Here is a 19997-nt window from a genome sequence, read left to right on the forward strand (position 1 = left end):
CCGGGAAATCATGGCTCACCCAGGTGTCTGGATGAGCCAGGGCAGGCAGCCTTGTGGGCCGGATCCTGGATTGTCGGGGTGCCGCAGTGGCTTTAGGGGCGGTCCGGGGTCAGTGCCGCGCGACCGCCTTCTGGTTTGTTATTTGCCAAGTGCTGCCGGGCACGGGCAGCGACCATTGCGTCGATTGTCCGCTGAACCCGGTTCACCGTCTTTTTCATGGTAGGTGCGGGGCCGCGGCATTACCAGACAGGGATCATCCCCGTGCGAGAATTAGCCTTGTTCCGTGGCGGAATTAATCGAACCGCGGCCGGCCGGTGTCACCGACATTCCCGCTGTCACCGCATAACGCATGGCCTCGTCGATGCTCATGTCCACCGGCGTGACCTTGTCCCGCGGCAGAACCACCGTGTAGCCACCGATCTGGTAACTCATCGGCAGGTAGACGGCGATGTGGTCCGGCAGGCCCAGCCCGTCCGGCAGGCCCTCGAAGTCCTCCCGCGTGACCACGCCGATCAGGCGGGCCGGAACGCCGGCGATCTCGACATGGACCATCACGACCTGGCTGGCCTGGTGATCAGCAGTGCGCGAGAAAAACCCCATCAGGTCCTGCACCGCACCGTAGACGGTTTTGACCAGCGGAATCCGGTGCATGATCCGCTCGCCGAGCTCGAACACCGCACGCACCAGCCAGGCGTTGAGCAGGATACCGACCACGAAGATGCCGCCGATGGCCACCAGTAATCCGAGGCCCGGGAAATAGGCGGGGAGCAGCCAGGACACCATGCCGCCGATCACCGACTCCAGCAGCGTGGCCAACCAGATGATCAGGTAGATCGTGACGATGATTGGCAGTACGGCAGCCAGCCCCTTCAGGAACGTGGTGCCGACGAAACGCATCGCGGTCTTGTCCATCGAGAGTCTCTCCGGCGGTGACAGGATCGGCCTTGAGTCTACAGCAGCCGTTGGGTCCCGAGGTACGGCATGCCGCGTCGAGATCCCCGGTCAGGCCAACACCTTTAGTCCGGTTCCGCGGCCAGCCAATCCCGCGGTTGCAGGAAGCGCGTGTACAGCCGTTCCTCGTCGCTGCCGGGCTCGGGCGTCCAGCCGTATTCCCAGCGGGCCAGCGGCGGCAGTGACATGAGGATCGATTCGGTGCGGCCGCCGGACTGGATGCCGAACTTTGTGCCGCGGTCCCAGAGCAGGTTGAATTCCACGTAGCGGCCACGCCGGTAAAGCTGGAAGTCGCGTTCCCGTTCGCCATAGGCCATGGTGTGCCGGCGCTGCAGGATCGGCCGGTAGGCCGGCAGGTAGTGATCGCCCACCGAGCGCATGAAGGCGAAGCTGCGCTCGAAGCCCCAGTCGTTAAGGTCATCGAAGAACAGGCCGCCGATGCCGCGCTGCTCGCCCCGATGCGGCATGTGGAAGTATTCGTCACACCAGGCCTTGTAGCGGGGGTAGACGTCCTCGCCGAAGGGCTCGCAGGCGGCCTTGGCCTCGCGGTGCCAGTGAACGGCATCCTCGTCGAAACCGTAATAGGGCGTCAGGTCAAAGCCGCCGCCGAACCACCAGACCGGCGGTTCGCCGTGTTTTTCGGCAAGGAAGAAGCGGATATTGGCATGCGACGTGGGTGCATAGGGGTTGCGCGGGTGAATTACCAGTGACACGCCCATGGCCTGCCACGCACGGCCCGCCAGCTCCGGCCGCTGTGCCGTGGCGGCCGGTGGCAGCGTCTCGCCGAAGACATGGGAAAAGCCCACGCCACCCTGTTCCAGCACCGCACCGTCGCGCAGAATCCGCGAGCGCCCGCCGCCGCCCTCGCTGCGATCCCAGAGTTCCTCCTGAAACCGTGCCTGGCCGTCGTCCTCTTCCAGTTCGCCACTGATGCGGTCCTGAAGCTCGAGCAGATACTGGCGGACGGCGGATGGATCCGGATGGCTCATCGAAGGACTTCCTCGGTTATGGCTAATGGCATGGGGCATCAGGACAGCGACAAGCGGGGCGGGGACGGCTCGACGGAGGAACGTCGGCCGCATGGACGCGGCCGTCGAGCCCTCATGGATGAGTTCATGGCGTTTCCGGTCTCGAGCCGTCCCCGCCCCGCGGCCTACCGGTCACTGACGAACGTTGGCCAGCATGATACCAGTGCAGGTCTTTTACGGACCTTTGTAGCCGCAATGGTGATTGAGTCCTTCAGGAAGCACTGAAACCGGTTTCGGGCGCAGACGTGGAAATAAGTCAGTGTTGCGTTAACCCGCGCGCAAAATCTCGCCGCTGAGGCCGTCGCGAATTTCGGTGGGGTTCGGGCTGTCGCCGACTGCGCCGGCAACCACGACGTCGACGTCCGTGCCGAGCCGCAAGCGGGCCTGCAGCGCGGTGCGTGCCGGCCTTCCGGCGCTGCGATTGGCACTAGTGGAGACCAGCGGGCCGCAGATGTCGCAAAGCGCTGCTGCCAGCGGATGGGCGGTCACGCGAACGGCAAGCGTATTGCGTCCGCCGGTGAGCAGCAGCGGCGTTTTCGCATGCACCGGCAGTACCCAGGTCACGGGGCCGGGCCAGCTTGCCAGGATGGTGCCTTCGGTCTCCGCCGGAAGTGGTGCCAGCAGCGGTTCCAGCTGTTCGAAGCGGCTGGCCAGCACGATCAGGCCCTTGGCCACGGGGCGCCGTTTGACCTGGAGCAGCCGGGCGACTGCCGCGGCGTTGTAGGGATCACAACCGAGGCCGAACACCGACTCGGTCGGATAGGCGATCAGGCCGCCATGATGAACCGCGCGGCAGGCCCGAATCAGGCGATGCGGGGAGGTGGCCGCCATGCTCAGCTTTTCGCGGTCTTGCGCTTCGCCGGGGCCTTGCGGCCGCCGCGACCCTTGCGTTCCGGCGCCTTGGCAAGCAGATCCTCGCAGGTTGCCAGGTCCAGCTTCTCCGGCTCCTGATCCTTCGGGATCTTGGCGTTCTTCTTGCCATTGGTGATGTAGGGGCCGTAGCGGCCCTTCAGCACCTGGATGTCGGTCCCCTCGAACACCTTGATCGTGCGCTCGGCGTCCGCCTTCTTCTTCTCGGCGATCAGTTCCAGCGCCCGTTCGCGACTGATCGTGTACGGATCATCGTCGCCCTTGATGGAGACGAATTTCTTGCCGTAGCGGACATAGGGACCAAAGCGGCCGATATTCACCTGGATCTCTTCGCCATCATCGGTCTCGCCGAGGTTGCGGGGCAGATCGAACAGCGCCAGGGCCTCATCCAGGGTGATGTGGTCCATGCTCTGGCCGGCACGCAGGCCCGCAAATTTCGGTTTTTCCTCGTCGTCTTTGGTGCCGATCTGCACGAACGGGCCATAGCGGCCGACGCGGACCTGCACCGGCTTGCCACTCTTCGGATCGATGCCGAGCTCCCGGGCCTGGACCACCTCTTCACGAGAGATGTCCTTCTTTTCCTCTACCTGGGCCTTGAAGGGGTCCCAGAACTCCTTGAGCAGCGGTATCCAGTCCTTCTCGCCAAGCGACACCTGATCCAGCTCGTCTTCCAGCCGCGCGGTGAAGTCGTAATCCACGTAGCGTGTGAAGTGATCGGTGAGGAACTTGTTCACCACCCGGCCAATGGAGGTGGGAATGAAGCGGCGACTGTCCAGCTCCACGTATTCCCGGTTGAGCAGGGTCGAGATGATGCTGGCATAGGTCGACGGCCGACCGATGCCGTAGTCCTCCAGCGTCCGCACAAGACTGGCTTCGCTGTAGCGGGGTGGCGGCTCGGTGAAATGCTGTTCCGGGCGAATCCGGAGCAATTTGACCGTCTCGCCTTCCTCCAGCGGCGGCAGGATCCGGTCGTTGTTGTCGGCCTTGGCGTCGTCCACGCCCTCCTGGTAGACGGCCATGAAACCCGGGTCGGCGATGGTGGAGCCGGTGGCGCGCAGCACATTGCCCTCGCCGCAGCCGAGGTCCACGCCCACGGTATTGATGGTGGCGTGCACCATCTGGCTGGCCACGGCACGCTTCCAGATCAGCTCGTACAGGCGCCGCTGGTCATCCGACAGACGCTTGCCGATATCTTCCGGATGGCGGCCTGCCTCGGTCGGACGGATGGCCTCGTGCGCTTCCTGGGCATTCTTGGCCTTGGTCCGGTAGACGTTCGGGCTGTCCGGCAGTTTATCCTTGCCAAAGCGCTGGCCGATTACCTGGCGCAATTCATCCACCGCCTCGCGGGCCAGATTGACCGAGTCGGTGCGCATGTAGCTGATCAGGCCGACGGTTTCGCCGCCGATGTCGATGCCCTCGTAAAGCTGCTGCGCGACGCGCATCGTGCGTTGGGCGCCGAAGCCGAGCTTGCGCGAGGCTTCCTGCTGCAGGGTCGAGGTGGTGAACGGTGCCGCCGGGTTGCGCCGTCGCTGCTTGCGCTCGACCTTAAGCACCGTCAACCCGTCCTGGCCGGCACTGCTGAGGGTCTGCTCGATCTCCCGCGCACGGTCCTCGTTGGTGACCGTGAACTGCTCGACCTTCTCGTCGGCAAAGCGGGTGAGCTTGGCCTGGAACGGCTGCTCCCGCTTCTCAAGGTCCGACTCGATGGTCCAGTATTCCTGGGGCTCGAAGGCCTCGATCTCGGCTTCGCGTTCGCAGATCATGCGCAGCGCCGGCGACTGCACGCGGCCAGCGGAAAGACCACTGTGAATCTTGCGCCAGAGCAGCGGTGACAGGTTGAAACCGACCAGGTAATCCAGCGCCCGTCGCGCCTGCTGCGCGTTCACCAGATCCATCGACAGGTCGCGGGCGTTGTCGATGGCATCGCGGATTGCGCGCTCGGTAATCTCGTGGAACACGACCCGCTTGACCTGTTTGTCCTTGAGCTTGCCTTTCTCGGCCAGCAGCTCGTACAGGTGCCAGGAGATCGCCTCGCCTTCGCGGTCGGGGTCAGTGGCCAGCATCAGCGTGTCGGCATCCTTCAGCGCCTTGCTGATGGTGTCGACGTGCTTCTTGTTGCGGTCAATGATCGAGTACCGCATCGAGAAGCCGTGCTCGGGATCGACCGCACCTTCCTTTGGCACCAGGTCACGCACATGGCCGTACGAGGCCAGCACCTTGAAGTCCTTGCCCAGGTACTTGTTGATGGTCTTGGCCTTGGCCGGCGACTCGACGATGACGAGGTTTTTGCTCATAACTCCATCGGCTCTGGGAACAGGTCGGCGGAATGATTCGCCGCGGATACGGGGTCCGTCGGCGCAAGCGTCTGGCCCGTCGGGGCGGTGCGGCGGGTGAAGGTCACCAGGCTGGCCGCGAACCGCATGCCGGCGGTCGCGACATGGACAGCGATGGTCCGAACTGGGTTCAGTGGACCAGGTGGACGGGGTTCTCGAACAGCAGACTCTCCATCCAGGCAAAGGCCTCTTCCTGGCCGGGCTGGTTGTAGAGCACCATCAGCGTGACCCATTTCACCAAATCGATATCGGTCTCCTCGTCCTCGAGTGCCATCAAGCGATCAATGATGACCTCGCGACTGGTCACCGTGAGCACGCCGATCTGCTCCAGGAACATCAGGAAGCCGCGGCTTTCGGTGTCCAGCCGGGCGGTTTCCGCATCGGTATACAGGCGGATTGCACGGCATTCGTCAACGGTACCGGCCGGCAGATCGCGGCACGCAGCCAATCCGTCCAGCCAGTCGAAGGCCTTGCGAACCTCCATCTGCTGAAAGCCGGCCTCGAACAGTTCGGATTCCAGTGATTCCCGGTCGGGCTGCGGTTCGTCGTCGTAGAGGTAGTTCTCGAACAGGTACATCAGGACGTCGAACACGTTTTCTTTCATTTCAGGCCCTCGTGCCAGACCCGTGCATAGCGCCCACCCGGCATGGAAGTCACACGGCCCTGCAATTCAAGTATCAGCAGGATGGAGGAAAGCTCCGCGGCCGTCAATCCGGTGCGCTGCAACAAAATGTCCATCGGAACAGGGTCATGGCCGAGTGCCTCAAGCACCATCGCATGCTCCGGATCGAGGCCGGCGGCGCTCGAATCCTGAGCCCGCGTATCGCTGTCGTCGATATCCTCGGCAAGGGCCAAGCCCAGCAACGCCGGCAACTCGTCCATGATGTCGCCGGCGGTCTCCACCAGTTTCGCCGCACCGTCCCTGATCAGGGCATGGCAGCCTCGGGCCAGTGGATTGTGGATCGAGCCGGGGATCGCGAACACTTCACGGCCCTGTTCCAGTGCCAGTCTCGCGGTAATCAGTGAGCCGCTGCGAATTCCGGCCTCCACCACCAGTGTTCCCGCCGACAGGCCGCTGATCAGGCGGTTGCGGCGAGGGAAATGGCCGGGTCGGGCGGGTGTCCCCGGCGGAAACTCGGTGACGATGGCACCGCCTTCCTCAAGGATTTTGGCAGCCAGTTGCCGGTTGCTGGCCGGGTAGATCCGGTCGGGCCCGGTGCCGGTAACCGCCAGCGTGCGCCCGCGCACCGCCAGCGCGCCGGCATGTGCCGCGCTGTCCACGCCGAGGGCCAGGCCGCTGGTCACGGTCAGGCCGCCGGCTGCCAGGTGGCGGGCGAATTGCTCGGCGTTGTCCAGTCCGCCGCTGGTCGGGTTGCGACTGCCAATGATGGCGATCTGCGGTGTCCGCAGGACCAGCGGGTCACCCCTCAGGTAGAGCAGGAAAGGCGCATCGGGAAGATCATGCAACAGCGCCGGGTAGTCGTCGTCGGCCGGCGTCAGCAGGTGGCGATCATCGCCATCCCCCCAGCGCAGGACGGCATCGATCGCCCTGTCATCCACGGTCTTCAGGCTGTCGACCAGGGTGGCCGACAGCCCTGCCGCGCGCAGGGTCGAGCGGTCTGCCTCGACGATGGCCCTGGCCGAACCCAGCGCGGGTAGTAGCTCGGCGTAGCCTCGCGGGCCGAAGCCGTCGCAAAGGCTCAGTGCGATATGGGCCTGCTGTTCATTCATGGATCACCGTCCGTGGTGGACCATGGGTCGGGACGCGAGTCGTTCAGGGGTTGCGGACCACGTCCATGACTTCCGTGTGCCGTGAGGCCCGCATTACAAGACCGAAGCTGAGCTTGTCGAAGGTGCGGAAGATGATCAGCTCGCCGGCCCGCTCCTCCGGCAGCCGGACGCGCTCGCGATTCACCGGATCCGAGATCTCGCGGCCGGCCCGGAACATGGCCAGCACGTCACCGTCCTGCATGCCCTGCTCCTTGCCCAGGTTCAGCACCACGACATCGAACTGACCGATCTGGCTGACGCCGTCCATGACATCGATGATGCGCCCCTCGACCTCCTGCTCCGGCGCACGCGGGAAGAACTGCATGCGCGCGGCTTCCGGCGGCGTTTCCAGCAGCATGTCGCCCGGCAGCACCTCGCGGTTGCTGGAGCGGACCACGCCGGTGGCCGGATCGCCGTCGCGCCGCAGTCGCGCGTCACCGACATAGGTGGCGGCAATCCCCAGCAGTTCGCCGGTGTCCGGGTCGATGTACGGATTACCCTTGCGCACCACCGCGAAGTCCACCGGTGCATCTTCCGCCAGGCGGCGTATGTAGATGCGGTCGCCGGCGCTGGCCATGACCCGTTCATCTTCGCCGGCGATGATGTAGGGTGCGTTGTCGAAGAAATCCTCGCCCACCACATGACTGCGATTGAGGAACGGGCGGATCGCGCTCAGGGGGATGGCGCTGATGGCTTCGTCCAGTTGTTCCTCGCGTATGCCCGGCGACAGCCGCACCTCCCGCTCACCCCGATCAAGCCGCAGCCGTGGCTCGCCGTCGACGTAAACCAGGCTGATCACATCACCCGGATAGATAAGGTGGGGATTCCGAATCTCCGGATTGACCTGCCAGATTTCTGGCCAGAGCCAGGGTCGGGTCAGGAATCGACCGGCAATGTCCCAGAGGGTGTCACCCCGCTGCACGGTGTACTGTTGCGGGTGGTCACTACGCACCCCGTCGGTGGCGCCAAGCTGTGCCCCGCTGAATACGAACAAGGCAAGCAGCAGACTGATTATCCAAACACGGGTTTTACTGGCTGACATGAGATGCGTCCTGTTTTTCGCCCTGACCCCTGCAGACGCCTGTCAGGCCAGGCGTGACCGGGAATCCACTGATTGTCGTTTGTTCTGCCCAAGGGAAACACTGATTTATTCTCGCGTCTGCGCCCGAGACCGCATTTTCCGACGCCGGCGCGGGAATCGATCCCAATGTAGACGGACCGGGCAGGTTATACTGTGAACCGCGCCCTGATTGCCCAGTCCGATCAGACACGTCAGACAACTGAAAGATACCATGGCGATACGAGAGATCCTGCACTATCCCGATGCGCGCCTGCGCAAGGTGGCCGAGCCGGTCGATACCGTGGATGACACGATCCGCGAGTTGGTCGGTGACATGTTCGAGACCATGTACGATGCACCGGGTATTGGCCTGGCGGCGACGCAGATTGATGTCCACCAGCGGGTGGTGGTGATGGACCTGAGCGAAGATCGCTCGGAGCCTCAGGTGTTCATCAATCCGGAAATCCTGGACAGCGGAGGCAGCTGCAAGGGCCAGGAGGGCTGCCTTTCCATTCCCGGTTACTATGATGACGTGCCACGCGCTGAATGGGTGCATGTGCGTGCCCTTGACGAGCATGGCGAGACCTTCGAGCTGGAAACCGATGGCCTGCTGGCCATCTGTATCCAGCACGAAATCGATCACCTCAATGGCAAGCTGTTCATCGATTACCTCTCCGAATTGAAGCGCAAGCGTGTGCGCAAGAAGATGGAGAAGCAGGCGCGGCACGCGGCCGAGGCCTGAGCCGGTCCGGCTTCGGCGGCGCGGCCCCGCCTGCAACACCGAAACCCTCGTTAAACCCCGGGACAGCCATGTCACATTCGCCGCGCATTGTTTTCGCGGGCACGCCCGATTTTGCGGTACCGCCGCTGCAGGCCCTGATCGATGCCGGCCATGCACCCTGCGCGGTCTACACCCAGCCGGATCGCCCCGCCGGACGCGGCCGCCGATTGCGGCCGTCGCCGGTGAAACGGCGCGCGCTGGACCACGAACTGCCGGTGTGTCAGCCGCAAAGCCTGCGTGATCCGGAAGCCCGGGAGGCATTGGCGGCGCTGCAGCCGGAGCTGATGATCGTGGTCGCCTACGGGCTGATTCTGCCGCAGGCCGTGCTCGATATGCCGCGGCTCGGCTGCATCAATATCCACGCCTCGTTATTGCCGCGCTGGCGCGGTGCGGCACCGATCCAGCGTGCCATGCTGGCCGGCGATGCCGAGACTGGAGTCTGCCTGATGCAGATGGAGCGCGGGCTGGATACCGGACCGGTGCTGGCCCGAGCCGCGACCCCGATTCACGCCGAGGACACCGGCGGGACCCTGCATGATCGGCTGTCGCTGATCGGCGCGTCGCTGTTGGCGGGCTCGCTGGAGGACCTGCTTGCCGGCAGGTTGTCCGCCGAGCCGCAGGATGAGGCGCTGGCCTGCTATGCCGACAAGCTGCAGAAATCGGAGGCGCGCATCGACTGGTCGGATGGCGCCGCAGCGATCCAGCGCCGGATCGCCGCCTTCAACCCCTGGCCGGTGGCCGAGACCCGCCATGGCGGGTCCCGCCTGCGCCTCTGGCGCGCCGAGGTGGCGGCCGGCGAATCCGCTGCCCGTCCGCCCGGTACCGTGCTCAAGGCCTCGGCCGATGGCGTGCTGGTGAGCTGCGGCGCGGGGCTGCTGCGGCTCCAGGAATTGCAGCCCGAAGGAGGTAGGGCCATGGCTGCCGGTGATTTCCTCAATGGCCATCCGCTGCGACCCGGCAACCGGTTTCACTGAGGGATGGTGCGTCCGGTTCGCACAGCTCAGCCTGCCCGCGCCGTCGCCGCGCTGGCGCTGGACGATGTTCTTCGCCGCCAGAGATCCCTGTCCGATGTGCTGCCGCTGCGCCTGGCAAGCTTGCCGGCGGATGAGCGGCCGTTGGCGCAGGACTGCGTGTTCGGCAGTCTGCGCTGGTACCATCAGCTGGACGCCATCCTGCAGCAGTTGTTGAGCAAACCGCTGCGGCGCAAGGAAGGTGTGGTGCGGGCCCTGCTGTTGAGTGGCCTCTACCAGTGCCTGCATGCGCGCACGCCGGCGCACGCGGCGGTTTCGGAAACGGTCGCCGCGGCCCGTTCGCTGGGCCGGCCCTGGGCGCCGGGGCTGGTCAATGCCGTGCTGCGCCGGGCCCTGCGCGAGGCGGAAACCCTGCTCGCCAAGCCGGGCGATGAAGCGGCGCGTTGGTCCCACCCTCGCTGGATGCTCGATCGCCTGCAGGCGGACTGGCCGGACCACTGGCAGGCAATCGCCGCGGCCAACAACCAGCGTCCGCCGATGACGCTGCGGGTCAATCGGCGGCTTGGCACGCGTGCGGCCTATCTGGAGCGCCTGCAGGCGCTCGGCATCGACGCGACCCTTCATGCACACGCAGCGGACGCAGTGGTGCTCGGGCGGCCGCTGCCGGTGGAGAGCCTGCCCGGTTTTGCCGACGGGGTGGTTTCGGTCCAGGACGCCGCAGGCCAATTGGCAATCGACCTGCTGGCGCCGCGTGCAGGCGACCGTGTGCTGGATCTGTGCGCCGCACCGGGCAGCAAGACCTGTCACATCCTCGAACGCCGCCCCGGGATTGCAGGTCTGACCGCGGTCGATGTCGATGCGGGCCGGCTCGACCGCCTGCGCGAAAATTTGCAGCGCCTCGGCCTGGGAGCCGACCTTCGTGCCGGCGACGGCGCGCAACCGGACACCTGGTGGGACGGCGAGCCCTTCCAGCGCATCCTGCTTGACGCCCCCTGCTCGGCCAGCGGTGTGATCCGCCGCCACCCGGACATCAAGCTGTTGCGCCAGGCGAACGACATCGATGCCCTTGCCGCGCTGCAATATCGTTTGTTGGCGGCCGCCTGGTCGCTGCTGGCATCGGGCGGTATCCTGCTGTACGCCACCTGTTCCGCGTTCCGCGCGGAAAACGAGTTGGTTGTTGACCGGTTCATGCAGGAACATGATGCGGTTATTCCGGTCCGCATCGAGGCCCGCTGGGGCCTCGAGCGACCCGTCGGGCGACAGATTCCGGCCGGCGAGGCGGACATGGACGGTTTCTACTACGCGTGCCTGCGCAAGGATTAAGGGCTGTGAGCTGGCAATACCCGGTGGCGCTCCGACGTTGGCTATTCCTGCCGCTGATCCTGGTGTTGGTCAGTCTCGGTGGCTCGGCCTGGGCCGATACGCCGGGCTTTAGTCTTGCCAATGGCAATATTCGCACCGGGACCGACCTGCTGTACCTGGACGCACGCTTTGACGTCGAGCTGGGTGCCGACGCCCGTGATGCGCTGGAAAACGGCGTGCCGCTGACCATGGAGTTGCAGGTCCGTGTCCTTCGACCCCGCCGCTGGTGGTGGGATGCCGAGGTTGCGGAGTTCAGTCAGCGTCAGGAACTGCGTTACCACGCACTGAGCCGCCGTTACGTGATTCACAACCGCGCCACCGGAGACCGCCGGACCTTCTTCCGGAGGGACGTCGCACTGGCCGCCTGGACCACGCTGGATACCGTGCCGCTGGTCCGCCGCAGTCAACTGGAATCGGGCCAGACCTATTCGGTGGAGGCCCGGGTGCGGCTGGATCTGGATGCGTTGCCGCATCCGCTGCGAACCGTGGCGTACGTCAACCCGAACTGGCGGTTGGTCAGCGAGTGGTACACATGGCAATTGGAAGGCTGATCCGTTTGCCCCGCGAGGGCGCCGTCCGGCTGGTCCTGTGTGTCCTGCTGCTGGTTTCGCTCTATCTGTTGAGTGCAGCGACCCAGGACACCGAGGTGTTCGGTCGGCTGCATCCCTGGTTGCTGTTCTTCAACAGCATCTGCCTGGCCGGGCTGCTCGGCCTGATTGCCTGGAACCTGACTCGGCTGGTGCTGCAGCGCCGCCGCGACCAGCCCGGCAGCCGGATCACCGTGCGGCTGGTGACGATGTTCGTGGTCCTGGCCCTGGTGCCGGTGAGTGTCGTGTATTACTTCTCGGTGCAGTTCCTGCATCAGGGTATCGACTCCTGGTTCGATACCCGTATGGAGCAGCGGGTGCTGGAAGATGCGCTGAACCTGTCCCAGGCCTCGTTCGACGTCCGCATGCGCGAGCTGCTGCGCCGCACCGAGCGCGCGGCGGTCAATGTGCACGGCATGAGCGATGCGGTGGCACCGATCCGGCTTGGCGAACTGCGGGAACAGCTCGGCGCCACCGAACTCACGCTGATGGCGTCCACGGGCCGGATCATTGCAACCAACGCCCAGGAACCCTCGGCGATGCTGCCGCACCGACCAGAGGAGGACATCCTGCTGCAATTGCGCCAGGGCCGTCCCTACGTGGGGCTGGATCCGGTGGGTGATGCCGGTCTGCAGATCAGGGTACTGGTGCTGGCACCGGGCAGTGACGGCATGCCGGATCAGCGTCTGTTGCAGGGGCTGTTCCCGGTGTCGCCGCGGGTCAATGCGCTGGCCGACGAGGTGCAGCAGGCCTACGCCCGTCACCAGGAGGTGGGATACCTGGCGCGGCCGCTGCAGGAAAGCTTCACGCTAACGCTGTCTCTGGTGTTGTTGCTGAGCGTGCTGTTCGCGGTCTGGTCCGCATTCTTCGCCGCCCGCAAGCTGGTCGAACCGATCCGCCGGCTGGCGGAGGGAACCCGCGCGGTGGCGGCCGGTGAATACGGCACCCAGTTGCCGCCGGCCGGCAAGGATGAGCTGGGCTTTCTGGTCCGCTCGTTCAACGATATGAGTCGCCGCGTCGCCCAGGCGCGGGATGCGGCCAGTCGCAGTCAGGCCCAGGTCGAGAACCAGCGCGCCTATCTGGAAACGGTACTCGGCCGGCTGTCCTCGGGGGTCGTGGCGCTGGATCGTGGCGGTCGCCTGCGCACCTGGAATCACGCTGCGGACCAGATCCTGGGGCTGTCGCTGAACGAGTTTACCGGCGAGAGCCTGGGTGCCCTGGGCCGGCGCCATGCCGGCCTGCTGGCATTCTCGGAGCTGGTGCAGCGGCGGCTCAACGAGGACGCCGGCGAGTGGCGGGAGCAGGTCACGGTCACGGTGCCGGGCGGACGGCTGGTGCTGATGTGCAGTGGTGCCAGCCTGCCGGGAGCAATTGGTACCGGCGGCTATGTGATCGTGTTTGATGAGGTGACTGCCCTGATCCAGGCCCAGCGCGATGCCGCCTGGGCCGAGGTGGCCCGACGCCTGGCGCACGAGATCAAGAACCCGCTGACCCCGATCCAGCTCTCCGCCGAGCGCATGCGGCACAAGTGCCTGGCAGTCCTCGAGGGGCGAGAGCGGGAGCTGCTGGATCGCGGTACGCACACCATCATCGAGCAGGTCGAGGCCATGAAGACCATGGTCAACGCCTTCAGTGAGTACGCGCAGCCACCCCATCTGCAACTGGTGCCGGTGGACCTGAATGCGCTGGTCCGGCAGGTGGCCGAGTTGTACCGCAGTGACGAAATGACGGTGACCCTGAAGCTGGCCGAGGGCCTGCCGGAGTTCCGCGGCGACCCGGGGCGCCTGCGGCAGTTGCTGCACAACCTCCTGAAGAATGCGCTGGAGGCAGCGGCCGGCGGTGACGGTCGACTCGAGCTGATTACCCGCAGCGTCGATGAGCCGCAGTTCCGCGGTGTCGAACTGCAGGTGCGTGACTACGGGCCGGGCTTCAGCGAGGACGTGCTGGCGCACCTGTTCGAGCCTTACGTCACGACCAAGTCACGCGGGACCGGCCTGGGCATGCCGATCGTCAAGAAGATCGTCGAGGAACACAGTGGCCAGATCGGTGCCGAGAACCTGGCCGATGGCGCGCTGGTTACACTGCGGTTCCCGTTGCCGCCGAATGGCATCTCAGGGTCTGCATCGAATTCTGCACAAGGCGCCCGTCTGGGCGGGGGTAGCTCATGACTGCATCACATATTCTGGTGGTCGATGATGAACCGGACATCCGTACCCTGGTCCAGGAAATCCTCGAGGATGAGGACTACCACGTCCAGGTTGCGGAGAACGCGGCGGCGGCCCGAACCGCGCTGCGTCACCGGCGGCCGGACCTGATTCTGCTGGATATCTGGATGCCCGACCAGGATGGGGTGTCACTGCTCAAGGAATGGGCCGAAGGTGCCGGGTTGCCCTGTCCGGTGGTCATGATGTCCGGCCACGGCACGGTGGAGACGGCGGTCGAGGCAACCCGGCTGGGCGCCTACGACTTCATCGAAAAGCCATTGTCGATGGCCAAGCTGCTACTGGTGGTGGAGCGCGCGCTGGACGCCGACCGGTTGCGGCGCGAGAACGTCGGCCTGCGCCGCCAAGCCGGCACCATTGTCGAGCCGGTCGGGCGCAGCGCTGCCACCGAAACCCTGCGCAACCAGGTGCAGCGGATCGCCAGTCACGACACCTGGGTATTGATCATGGGCGAGGCCGGCAGCGGCAAGCGCACCTACGGACATTACCTGCACCAGTGCAGTAACCGCCGTGACGGTCCATTCATCGAAGTGGCCGCGGGTTCCATCGCCGGCAGTGGCGCGGCCCAGGAACTGTTCGGCAGCGAGGAAGGCGGCCGCCTGGTCTACGGCCGGCTGGAGCAGGCCAATAACGGCAGCCTGTTTATCGACGAGGTGGCGGATCTTGACATGCCGGCGCAGGTGCGATTGCTCAGCGCCTTGAACAGCCGGGCCTTCCACCGTGTTGGCGGCGCCGAGCCGGTGGAAGTGGATGTTCGCGTGCTGGCCGCGACCCGCGTCGACCTGGAGCAGGAGGTGCATGAGGGCCGCTTTCGCGAGGATCTCTACTACCACCTGAATGTGGTGCCGCTGCGGATCCCACCGTTGCGGGAACGACCGGAGGACGTGGACGCCCTGCTGGCGTTCTTTCTTGAGTCCTATCCCAGCCAGGAGGGGCTGCCCAAGCGGCGTCTGGGCACCGCCGCACGCAACCGGTTGTTGCAGTATTCCTGGCCGGGCAATGTGCGCGAGTTGAAGAACCTGGTACAGCGGCTGCTTATTCTCGGCGAGGGACAGGAAATCGAGTTGTCCGAGGTGGAGGCGGCGCTCGGTGGTGCCGTTGCCCGTGCCGCCGGGGCCCAGGCAGGCGGCCTGGCGATGCCATTTGACCGGCCATTGCGTGACGCACGCGAGGAATTCGAGCGACTCTACCTGCAGCACCAGTTGCGCGAGGCTGGTGGCAGCGTCGGCGAACTGGCCAAGCTGGCGGGTATGGAGCGGACCCATCTGTATCGCAAACTCAAGGCCCTGGGCATCGATCCGAATGATTTCTGAAGACAATCGCCGCGTATGAAGATCATCATCCTTGGTGCCGGACAGGTGGGCAGTTCGCTGGCGCAGAACCTGGCGAGCGAGGCCAACGACGTGACCATCGTCGATCTCGATCGCCGCCTGCTTGGGGAAATGCAGGACAAGTTCGACCTGCGCACGGTGCACGGCAACGCCACCCATCCGCCGGTCCTGAATCAGGCGGGCGCCGACGATGCCGACATGATCATCGCGGTCACCAACAGCGACGAAGCCAATATGGTGGCCTGCCAGGTGGCCTACACGCTGTTCACGACGCCGACCAAGATCGCCCGCGTGCGCGCCGTCGAGTACCTGAACTACCCTCAGTTGTTCGCCGACCAGGCGCTGCCCATCGACGTGCTGATCAGTCCCGAGCAGCTGGTGACCCAGTACATCAAGCGACTGGTGGAACACCCCGGCGCGCTGCAGGTGCTGGACTTCGCCGGCGGCAAGGTGCGGCTGGTCGGTGTGCGGGCCTATTACGGCGGACTGCTGGTGGGCCATGAACTGAAGACCCTGCGCGAACACATCTCCGGCGATCATGCCCGGGTTGCCGCCATCTTCCGCCGCGGCAAGCCGTTGATTCCCGAGGGCGACACCATCATCGAGGCCGGCGACGAGGTGTTCTTCGTCGCCGCGCGCAAGAACATCCGCGCGGTGATGAGCGAATTGCGGCGACTTGACAAGCCGATCAAGCGCATCGTGCTGGCCGGCGGCGGCAACATCGGCACGCGCCTGGCCCAAGCGCTGGAGGCGCGTTACCAGGTCAAGTTGATCGAACGCTCCCAGGATCGCTCACGGGCCATCGCCGAGGATCTGCGCAAGACCATCGTGTTGCGTGGCGATGCCGCCGACGAGGAGTTGTTGCTGGAGGAGAATATAGAAAACACCGATATGTTCTGTGCGCTGACCAACGACGATGAGGCCAACATCCTGTCCGGGATGCTGGCCAAGCGGCTCGGCGCGCGCATGGTGATGACGCTGATCAACCGGCCGGCCTATGTCGACCTGGTGCAGGGCAGTGAAGACATCGATGTCGCGATCTCGCCGCAGCAGGCGACCATCGGCACGCTGTTGGCACACGTCCGCAAGGGCGATGTGGTGATGGTGCACAGCCTGCGCCGTGGTGCCGCCGAGGCGATCGAGGCGGTGGCCCACGGCAACCGGGAATCCTCCCGGGTGGTGGGGCGCCGCATCGAGGAAATCGCCCTGCCCCGTGGCGCTACCATTGGCTGCCTGGTGCGCGGTGACGAGGTGCTGATGGCGCATCGCGATACGGTGATCGAGGCGGAGGACCACGTCATCATCTTCATGGTCGACAAGCGGTTGATCCCGGAAGTCGAGCGCCTGTTTCAGGTCGGCATCGGGTTTTTCGGTTAACCATGCACTGGACGGCGGTGCAACGGGTGCTGGGGCTGCTGCTGATGGTATTCAGTATCAGCATGCTGCCACCGTTGCTGGTCGCGCTGCTGTATCGGGACGCGGGAGTCGTTCCGTTCCTGGCCTCGTTTGTGCTGATCGTGCTGGCCGGTTGCCTGCTCTGGTTGCCGGTGCACCGCGCTCGGCATGACTTGCGGATCCGCGACGGCTTTCTGATCGTGGTGCTGTTCTGGACCGTACTCGGCATGGCCGGCGCGGTGCCCTTGTTCCTGTCCACGGCGCCGTCGATCTCCCTGACCGACGCTGCGTTCGAGAGCCTGTCCGGGCTGACCACCACCGGTGCCACGATCCTCACCGGCATCGACGACCTGCCCCACTCGATCCGCTTCTACCGGCAGCAACTGCAGTGGATGGGTGGCATGGGCATCATCGTGCTGGCGGTCGCCATCCTGCCGATGCTCGGCGTCGGCGGCATGCAGCTCTACCGGGCCGAGACGCCGGGTCCGGTCAAGGACAGCAAGCTCACGCCGCGTATTGCGGAAACGGCGAAGGCACTCTGGTACATCTACCTGACGCTGACCATTGCCTGCGCGACCGCCTACTGGCTGGCGGGCATGAGCCTGTTCGATGCCATCGGCCACAGTTTCTCGACCGTGGCCATCGGCGGCTTTTCCACCTACGACGCCAGCATCGGCCATTTCGACAGCGCCCTGATCGAGATGATCTGCGTCGTGTTCATGCTGATCGCCGGGATCAATTTCGCCCTGCACTTCGTGGCCTGGCGTCGCCGCAGCATTGGCCATTATCTGCGGGACACCGAGGCGCGCTGGTTTTTCGGCATTCTGTTCACCGTGGCCTCGCTGTCGTTCGTGACGCTGGCGGTCAGCGGCCTCTACGGTGGCTGGAGCGAGACCTTCACACGCGCCGTTTTCCAGGCGGTATCGATCGGGACGACGGCGGGTTTCACCACGGCGGGCTTCGATCAGTGGCCGGTTTTCTTGCCGGTGTTGCTGGTATTCACGGCTTTCATCGGTGGCTGTGCCACCTCCACGGGCGGCGGCATCAAGGTGATCCGATTCGTGTTGCTGGTGAAACAGGGCTATCGCGAGATCATCCGCCTGGTGCATCCGCAGGCCCAGGTGCTGGTCAAGATTGGAAACCGTGCGGTGGATGCACGCGTGACGGATGCGGTCTGGGGCTTTTTTGCCGCCTATATCGCGCTGTTCGCGATCATGATGCTGGCGATAATGGCGACCGGCCTGGATCAGGTGACGGCATTCTCGGCGGTGGCCGCGAATATCACCAACCTTGGGCCGGGGCTGGGCGACGTGGCTGCCAACTACGGTGACATCGGTGGACCCGCCAAGTGGGTCCTGATGTTCGCAATGCTGCTCGGCCGCCTCGAGATCTTCACCCTCCTCGTGCTGTTCACACCGGCCTTCTGGCGCCGTTGACGACGACCACATGGCAGATGCCACCACGCGCCTGCCTGGGGGCAGCACTATCCGAAACGTGGATAAGTCCTCCCCCGGCACTCAGTACCAACCGGCGTCACGGTAGTCGTCTCGATAGGGGGCCGGGCTCCGTAGCCCGAGTCCGGACGAAGCAACGGTGTTCCCAGCCCGGTAGGGACAGTGGAAGTCTTTTCTTGGCCCTGTTGGGCCGAAAGGCACGTCAGGCCAAGAAAAGACTTCCTCTGGCCCCAGCACTATCGAAACGGCGCATAGGGCGAGGAGCTATTGTCTACCGCGCCGATTCTTGTACGGATTGCCGTCCGGGTGTTGGCGGAACCGTTTGTAGGTCCACTGGTATTGTTCCGGCACAAGGCGGACGCACTGTTCCACGCCCTTGTTCAGTGCGGTGGCCGCGATCTCCGGGTCCGGATTGTCGATATCCGGTGGTGCCGGGACCAGGCGCAACCGGAATCCCCGGCCCCAGGGCAGCCGCTGCATGAAGCAGAACACCACCGGCGCGCCGGTTTTCGCGGCCATCTGGTTGAGCAGGGTCATGGTCCGCGCCGGCACACCGAAAAACGGTGCGAACACGCCGCTCCCCCTGGCCTCCTGGTCAGGCAGGATGGCGACCAGCCCGCCGCCGCGCAGGGCCTTGTAAAGCTGGCGGATACCGCTTGGTGTCGCCGGCAGCGAGCGGCCTCCGCCGCGCTCCCTGGCCTCGGTCAGCAAGGGTTCCAGTTCCGCCTGCCGCGGCGGACGGTAGAGATGGTGCAGCGTGAAGCGGCTGTTGACGTAGTAGCCGGTCAGGTCCCAGTTGCCCAGGTGCGGTCCGGCCAGCACCAGCCCGTGCCCTTGCGGCCAGCGGCCGGCCAGTTCGTCCAGCGACTCCGGATTGGTTACCAGGCGGCGCAGGCGTTCATGCCGGCCAAACCAGATGATGCCGGTCTCGAGCAACTGCTTGCCCAGTTCGCGGAAGCTGGCGCGGGCCAGACGGCGCCGCTCCTGTTCCGACACGTCCGGGAAACACAACGCCAGATTGGTCAGCGCGACATGCCGTGTGCTTCGGGCCAGGAGGTAGGCCAACTGACCGCTGATCGCCCCGATCCCATGCGCAACGGGCAGGGGCAGCATGCTCATCAAGCGTAGCAGGGTGCGTAGCAGGGCGACGCGTTTCATGCCTGGGTTCCTTGACGCATCAATGATCAGCTACGCAGAGTTGGTGCCAGAGGAAGCGCCGGCTGATGCTCTGACCGGTGCGAGACCATGTCGGCGACGGCATGAGTGTACTAGGCTTCGTTGGCCGGGTGCCAAATCGCCCTCCCGCGCCAGGGGCTTGCCGCTGGCGGGTTGTCGGAACGACGCAACAAGGAGAAAGCAGATGAGCGGAAAGAACCAGATGGAAGACATGCTGACGTCATGGACCAAGACGCAGCAGGAGATGTGGGACAAGTGGATGCAGTCCGTTCGTCAGTTCAGTAGTGGCGGGGGGCTGCCGGGGAATGAGGCGGTTCAGGCCCAGTACCAGGAGCAGCTGGCGGCTTGGGAACAGTCGGTTAAACAGGCCCTGGAGGCGCAGGCCCAGTGGGCGAGCAAACTGTCCGAGCAGAGTGGCGCCGAGCAGCAGATGCCCGCCGCGATGAAGGATCTCAATGCCCGCATGCAGGAGATGATGAAGAACTGGACCCAATCCCAGGAGAAGCTCTGGTCTGCCTGGTTCGAGAGCATGCGGACCATGGATCCGAAACCCGGCGTGGAGCAATGGGAGGAGCAGAGCAGGGAAGTCATGGAAGCCTGGCAGCAGGCCGCCGAGCGGGCCCAGGAGACACTCCAGCAATGGGCCAAGATGGCACAGGACCAGATGGGCGGGGGCCGCTGAGTGACTGACCTGACCACCGCTTGC

General features: G+C 65.0%; 17 protein-coding genes. 9 read left to right on the forward strand and 8 right to left on the reverse strand.

Annotation, left to right across the window (positions count from 1 at the left end; all coding sequences use genetic code 11):
* Positions 1-270 precede the first annotated feature (270 nt).
* The 7 genes from M0534_RS03030 to M0534_RS03060 all read right to left on the reverse strand — a co-directional run bounded on the left by M0534_RS03030 (position 271) and on the right by M0534_RS03060 (position 7994).
* On the reverse strand, positions 271-897 hold the full coding sequence (locus tag M0534_RS03030; RefSeq protein WP_248567135.1) for a DUF502 domain-containing protein: 627 nt from the start codon (positions 895-897) through the stop codon (positions 271-273).
* A gap of 119 nt (positions 898-1016) precedes the next feature.
* Positions 1017-1940 (reverse strand): oxygen-dependent coproporphyrinogen oxidase, encoded by a 924-nt coding sequence (gene hemF / locus M0534_RS03035; RefSeq protein WP_248566942.1) that lies wholly within the window; start codon positions 1938-1940, stop codon positions 1017-1019.
* Between the two features lie 306 nt (positions 1941-2246).
* Positions 2247-2810 (reverse strand): L-threonylcarbamoyladenylate synthase type 1 TsaC, encoded by a 564-nt coding sequence (gene tsaC / locus M0534_RS03040; RefSeq protein WP_248566943.1) that lies wholly within the window; start codon positions 2808-2810, stop codon positions 2247-2249.
* A 2-nt stretch (positions 2811-2812) separates the two neighbouring features.
* The gene (locus M0534_RS03045; RefSeq protein ID WP_248566944.1) at positions 2813-5143 is read right to left on the reverse strand and encodes a DNA topoisomerase I; all 2331 of its coding nucleotides are present in this window, start codon (positions 5141-5143) and stop codon (positions 2813-2815) included.
* Positions 5144-5312: 169 nt separating this feature from the next.
* Complete coding sequence (locus tag M0534_RS03050; RefSeq protein ID WP_248566945.1) at positions 5313-5786, reverse strand: Smg family protein; 474 nt, start codon at positions 5784-5786, stop codon at positions 5313-5315.
* Entirely contained in the window at positions 5783-6913 is a 1131-nt protein-coding gene (dprA, locus tag M0534_RS03055; RefSeq protein WP_248566946.1) for a DNA-processing protein DprA, read from the reverse strand. The genes M0534_RS03050 and dprA overlap by 4 nt, the downstream gene beginning before the upstream one ends.
* Positions 6914-6956: 43 nt before the next feature.
* Positions 6957-7994 (reverse strand): LysM peptidoglycan-binding domain-containing protein, encoded by a 1038-nt coding sequence (locus M0534_RS03060; RefSeq protein ID WP_248566947.1) that lies wholly within the window; start codon positions 7992-7994, stop codon positions 6957-6959.
* 250 nt (positions 7995-8244) lie between these two features.
* On the opposite strand from M0534_RS03060, the gene def reads away from it, so the two are divergent.
* The 8 genes from def (at position 8245) to M0534_RS03100 (ending at position 18097) form a co-directional block, all read left to right on the forward strand.
* Positions 8245-8754: a peptide deformylase gene (def, locus tag M0534_RS03065; RefSeq protein WP_248566948.1), complete on the forward strand. Its 510-nt coding sequence runs from the start codon at positions 8245-8247 to the stop codon at positions 8752-8754.
* 68 nt (positions 8755-8822) lie between these two features.
* The gene (gene fmt, locus M0534_RS03070; RefSeq protein WP_248566949.1) at positions 8823-9767 is read left to right on the forward strand and encodes a methionyl-tRNA formyltransferase; all 945 of its coding nucleotides are present in this window, start codon (positions 8823-8825) and stop codon (positions 9765-9767) included.
* A gap of 3 nt (positions 9768-9770) precedes the next feature.
* A complete protein-coding gene (gene rsmB, locus M0534_RS03075; protein ID WP_248566950.1) occupies positions 9771-11087 on the forward strand; it encodes a 16S rRNA (cytosine(967)-C(5))-methyltransferase RsmB in 1317 nt (438 codons plus the stop codon).
* Positions 11088-11092: 5 nt separating this feature from the next.
* Positions 11093-11677 (forward strand): DUF4390 domain-containing protein, encoded by a 585-nt coding sequence (locus M0534_RS03080; protein WP_248566951.1) that lies wholly within the window; start codon positions 11093-11095, stop codon positions 11675-11677.
* Positions 11659-13881 carry a sensor histidine kinase gene (locus tag M0534_RS03085; protein WP_248566952.1) on the forward strand — a complete coding sequence of 741 codons (2223 nt, stop codon included), beginning with the start codon at positions 11659-11661 and terminating at the stop codon, positions 13879-13881. The genes M0534_RS03080 and M0534_RS03085 overlap by 19 nt, the downstream gene beginning before the upstream one ends.
* Positions 13878-15248: a sigma-54-dependent transcriptional regulator gene (locus M0534_RS03090; protein WP_248566953.1), complete on the forward strand. Its 1371-nt coding sequence runs from the start codon at positions 13878-13880 to the stop codon at positions 15246-15248. The genes M0534_RS03085 and M0534_RS03090 overlap by 4 nt, the downstream gene beginning before the upstream one ends.
* Before the next feature lie 15 nt (positions 15249-15263).
* Positions 15264-16643, forward strand: coding sequence for a Trk system potassium transporter TrkA (trkA, locus tag M0534_RS03095; RefSeq protein ID WP_248566954.1), 1380 nt, complete (start codon positions 15264-15266; stop codon positions 16641-16643).
* A 2-nt stretch (positions 16644-16645) separates the two neighbouring features.
* A complete protein-coding gene (locus M0534_RS03100; RefSeq protein ID WP_248566955.1) occupies positions 16646-18097 on the forward strand; it encodes a TrkH family potassium uptake protein in 1452 nt (483 codons plus the stop codon).
* 282 nt (positions 18098-18379) lie between these two features.
* On the opposite strand, the gene M0534_RS03105 is transcribed toward M0534_RS03100, so the two are convergent.
* Entirely contained in the window at positions 18380-19273 is an 894-nt protein-coding gene (locus M0534_RS03105) for a lysophospholipid acyltransferase family protein (RefSeq protein ID WP_248566956.1), read from the reverse strand.
* A gap of 202 nt (positions 19274-19475) precedes the next feature.
* On the opposite strand from M0534_RS03105, the gene M0534_RS03110 reads away from it, so the two are divergent.
* Positions 19476-19973, forward strand: a complete 498-nt coding sequence (locus M0534_RS03110) for a hypothetical protein (protein ID WP_248566957.1) — start codon at positions 19476-19478, stop codon at positions 19971-19973.
* Positions 19974-19997: the final 24 nt, after the last annotated feature.

The organism is Methylonatrum kenyense (assembly GCF_023195885.1).
Taxonomy (GTDB): Bacteria; Pseudomonadota; Gammaproteobacteria; order Nitrococcales; family Aquisalimonadaceae; genus Methylonatrum; species Methylonatrum kenyense.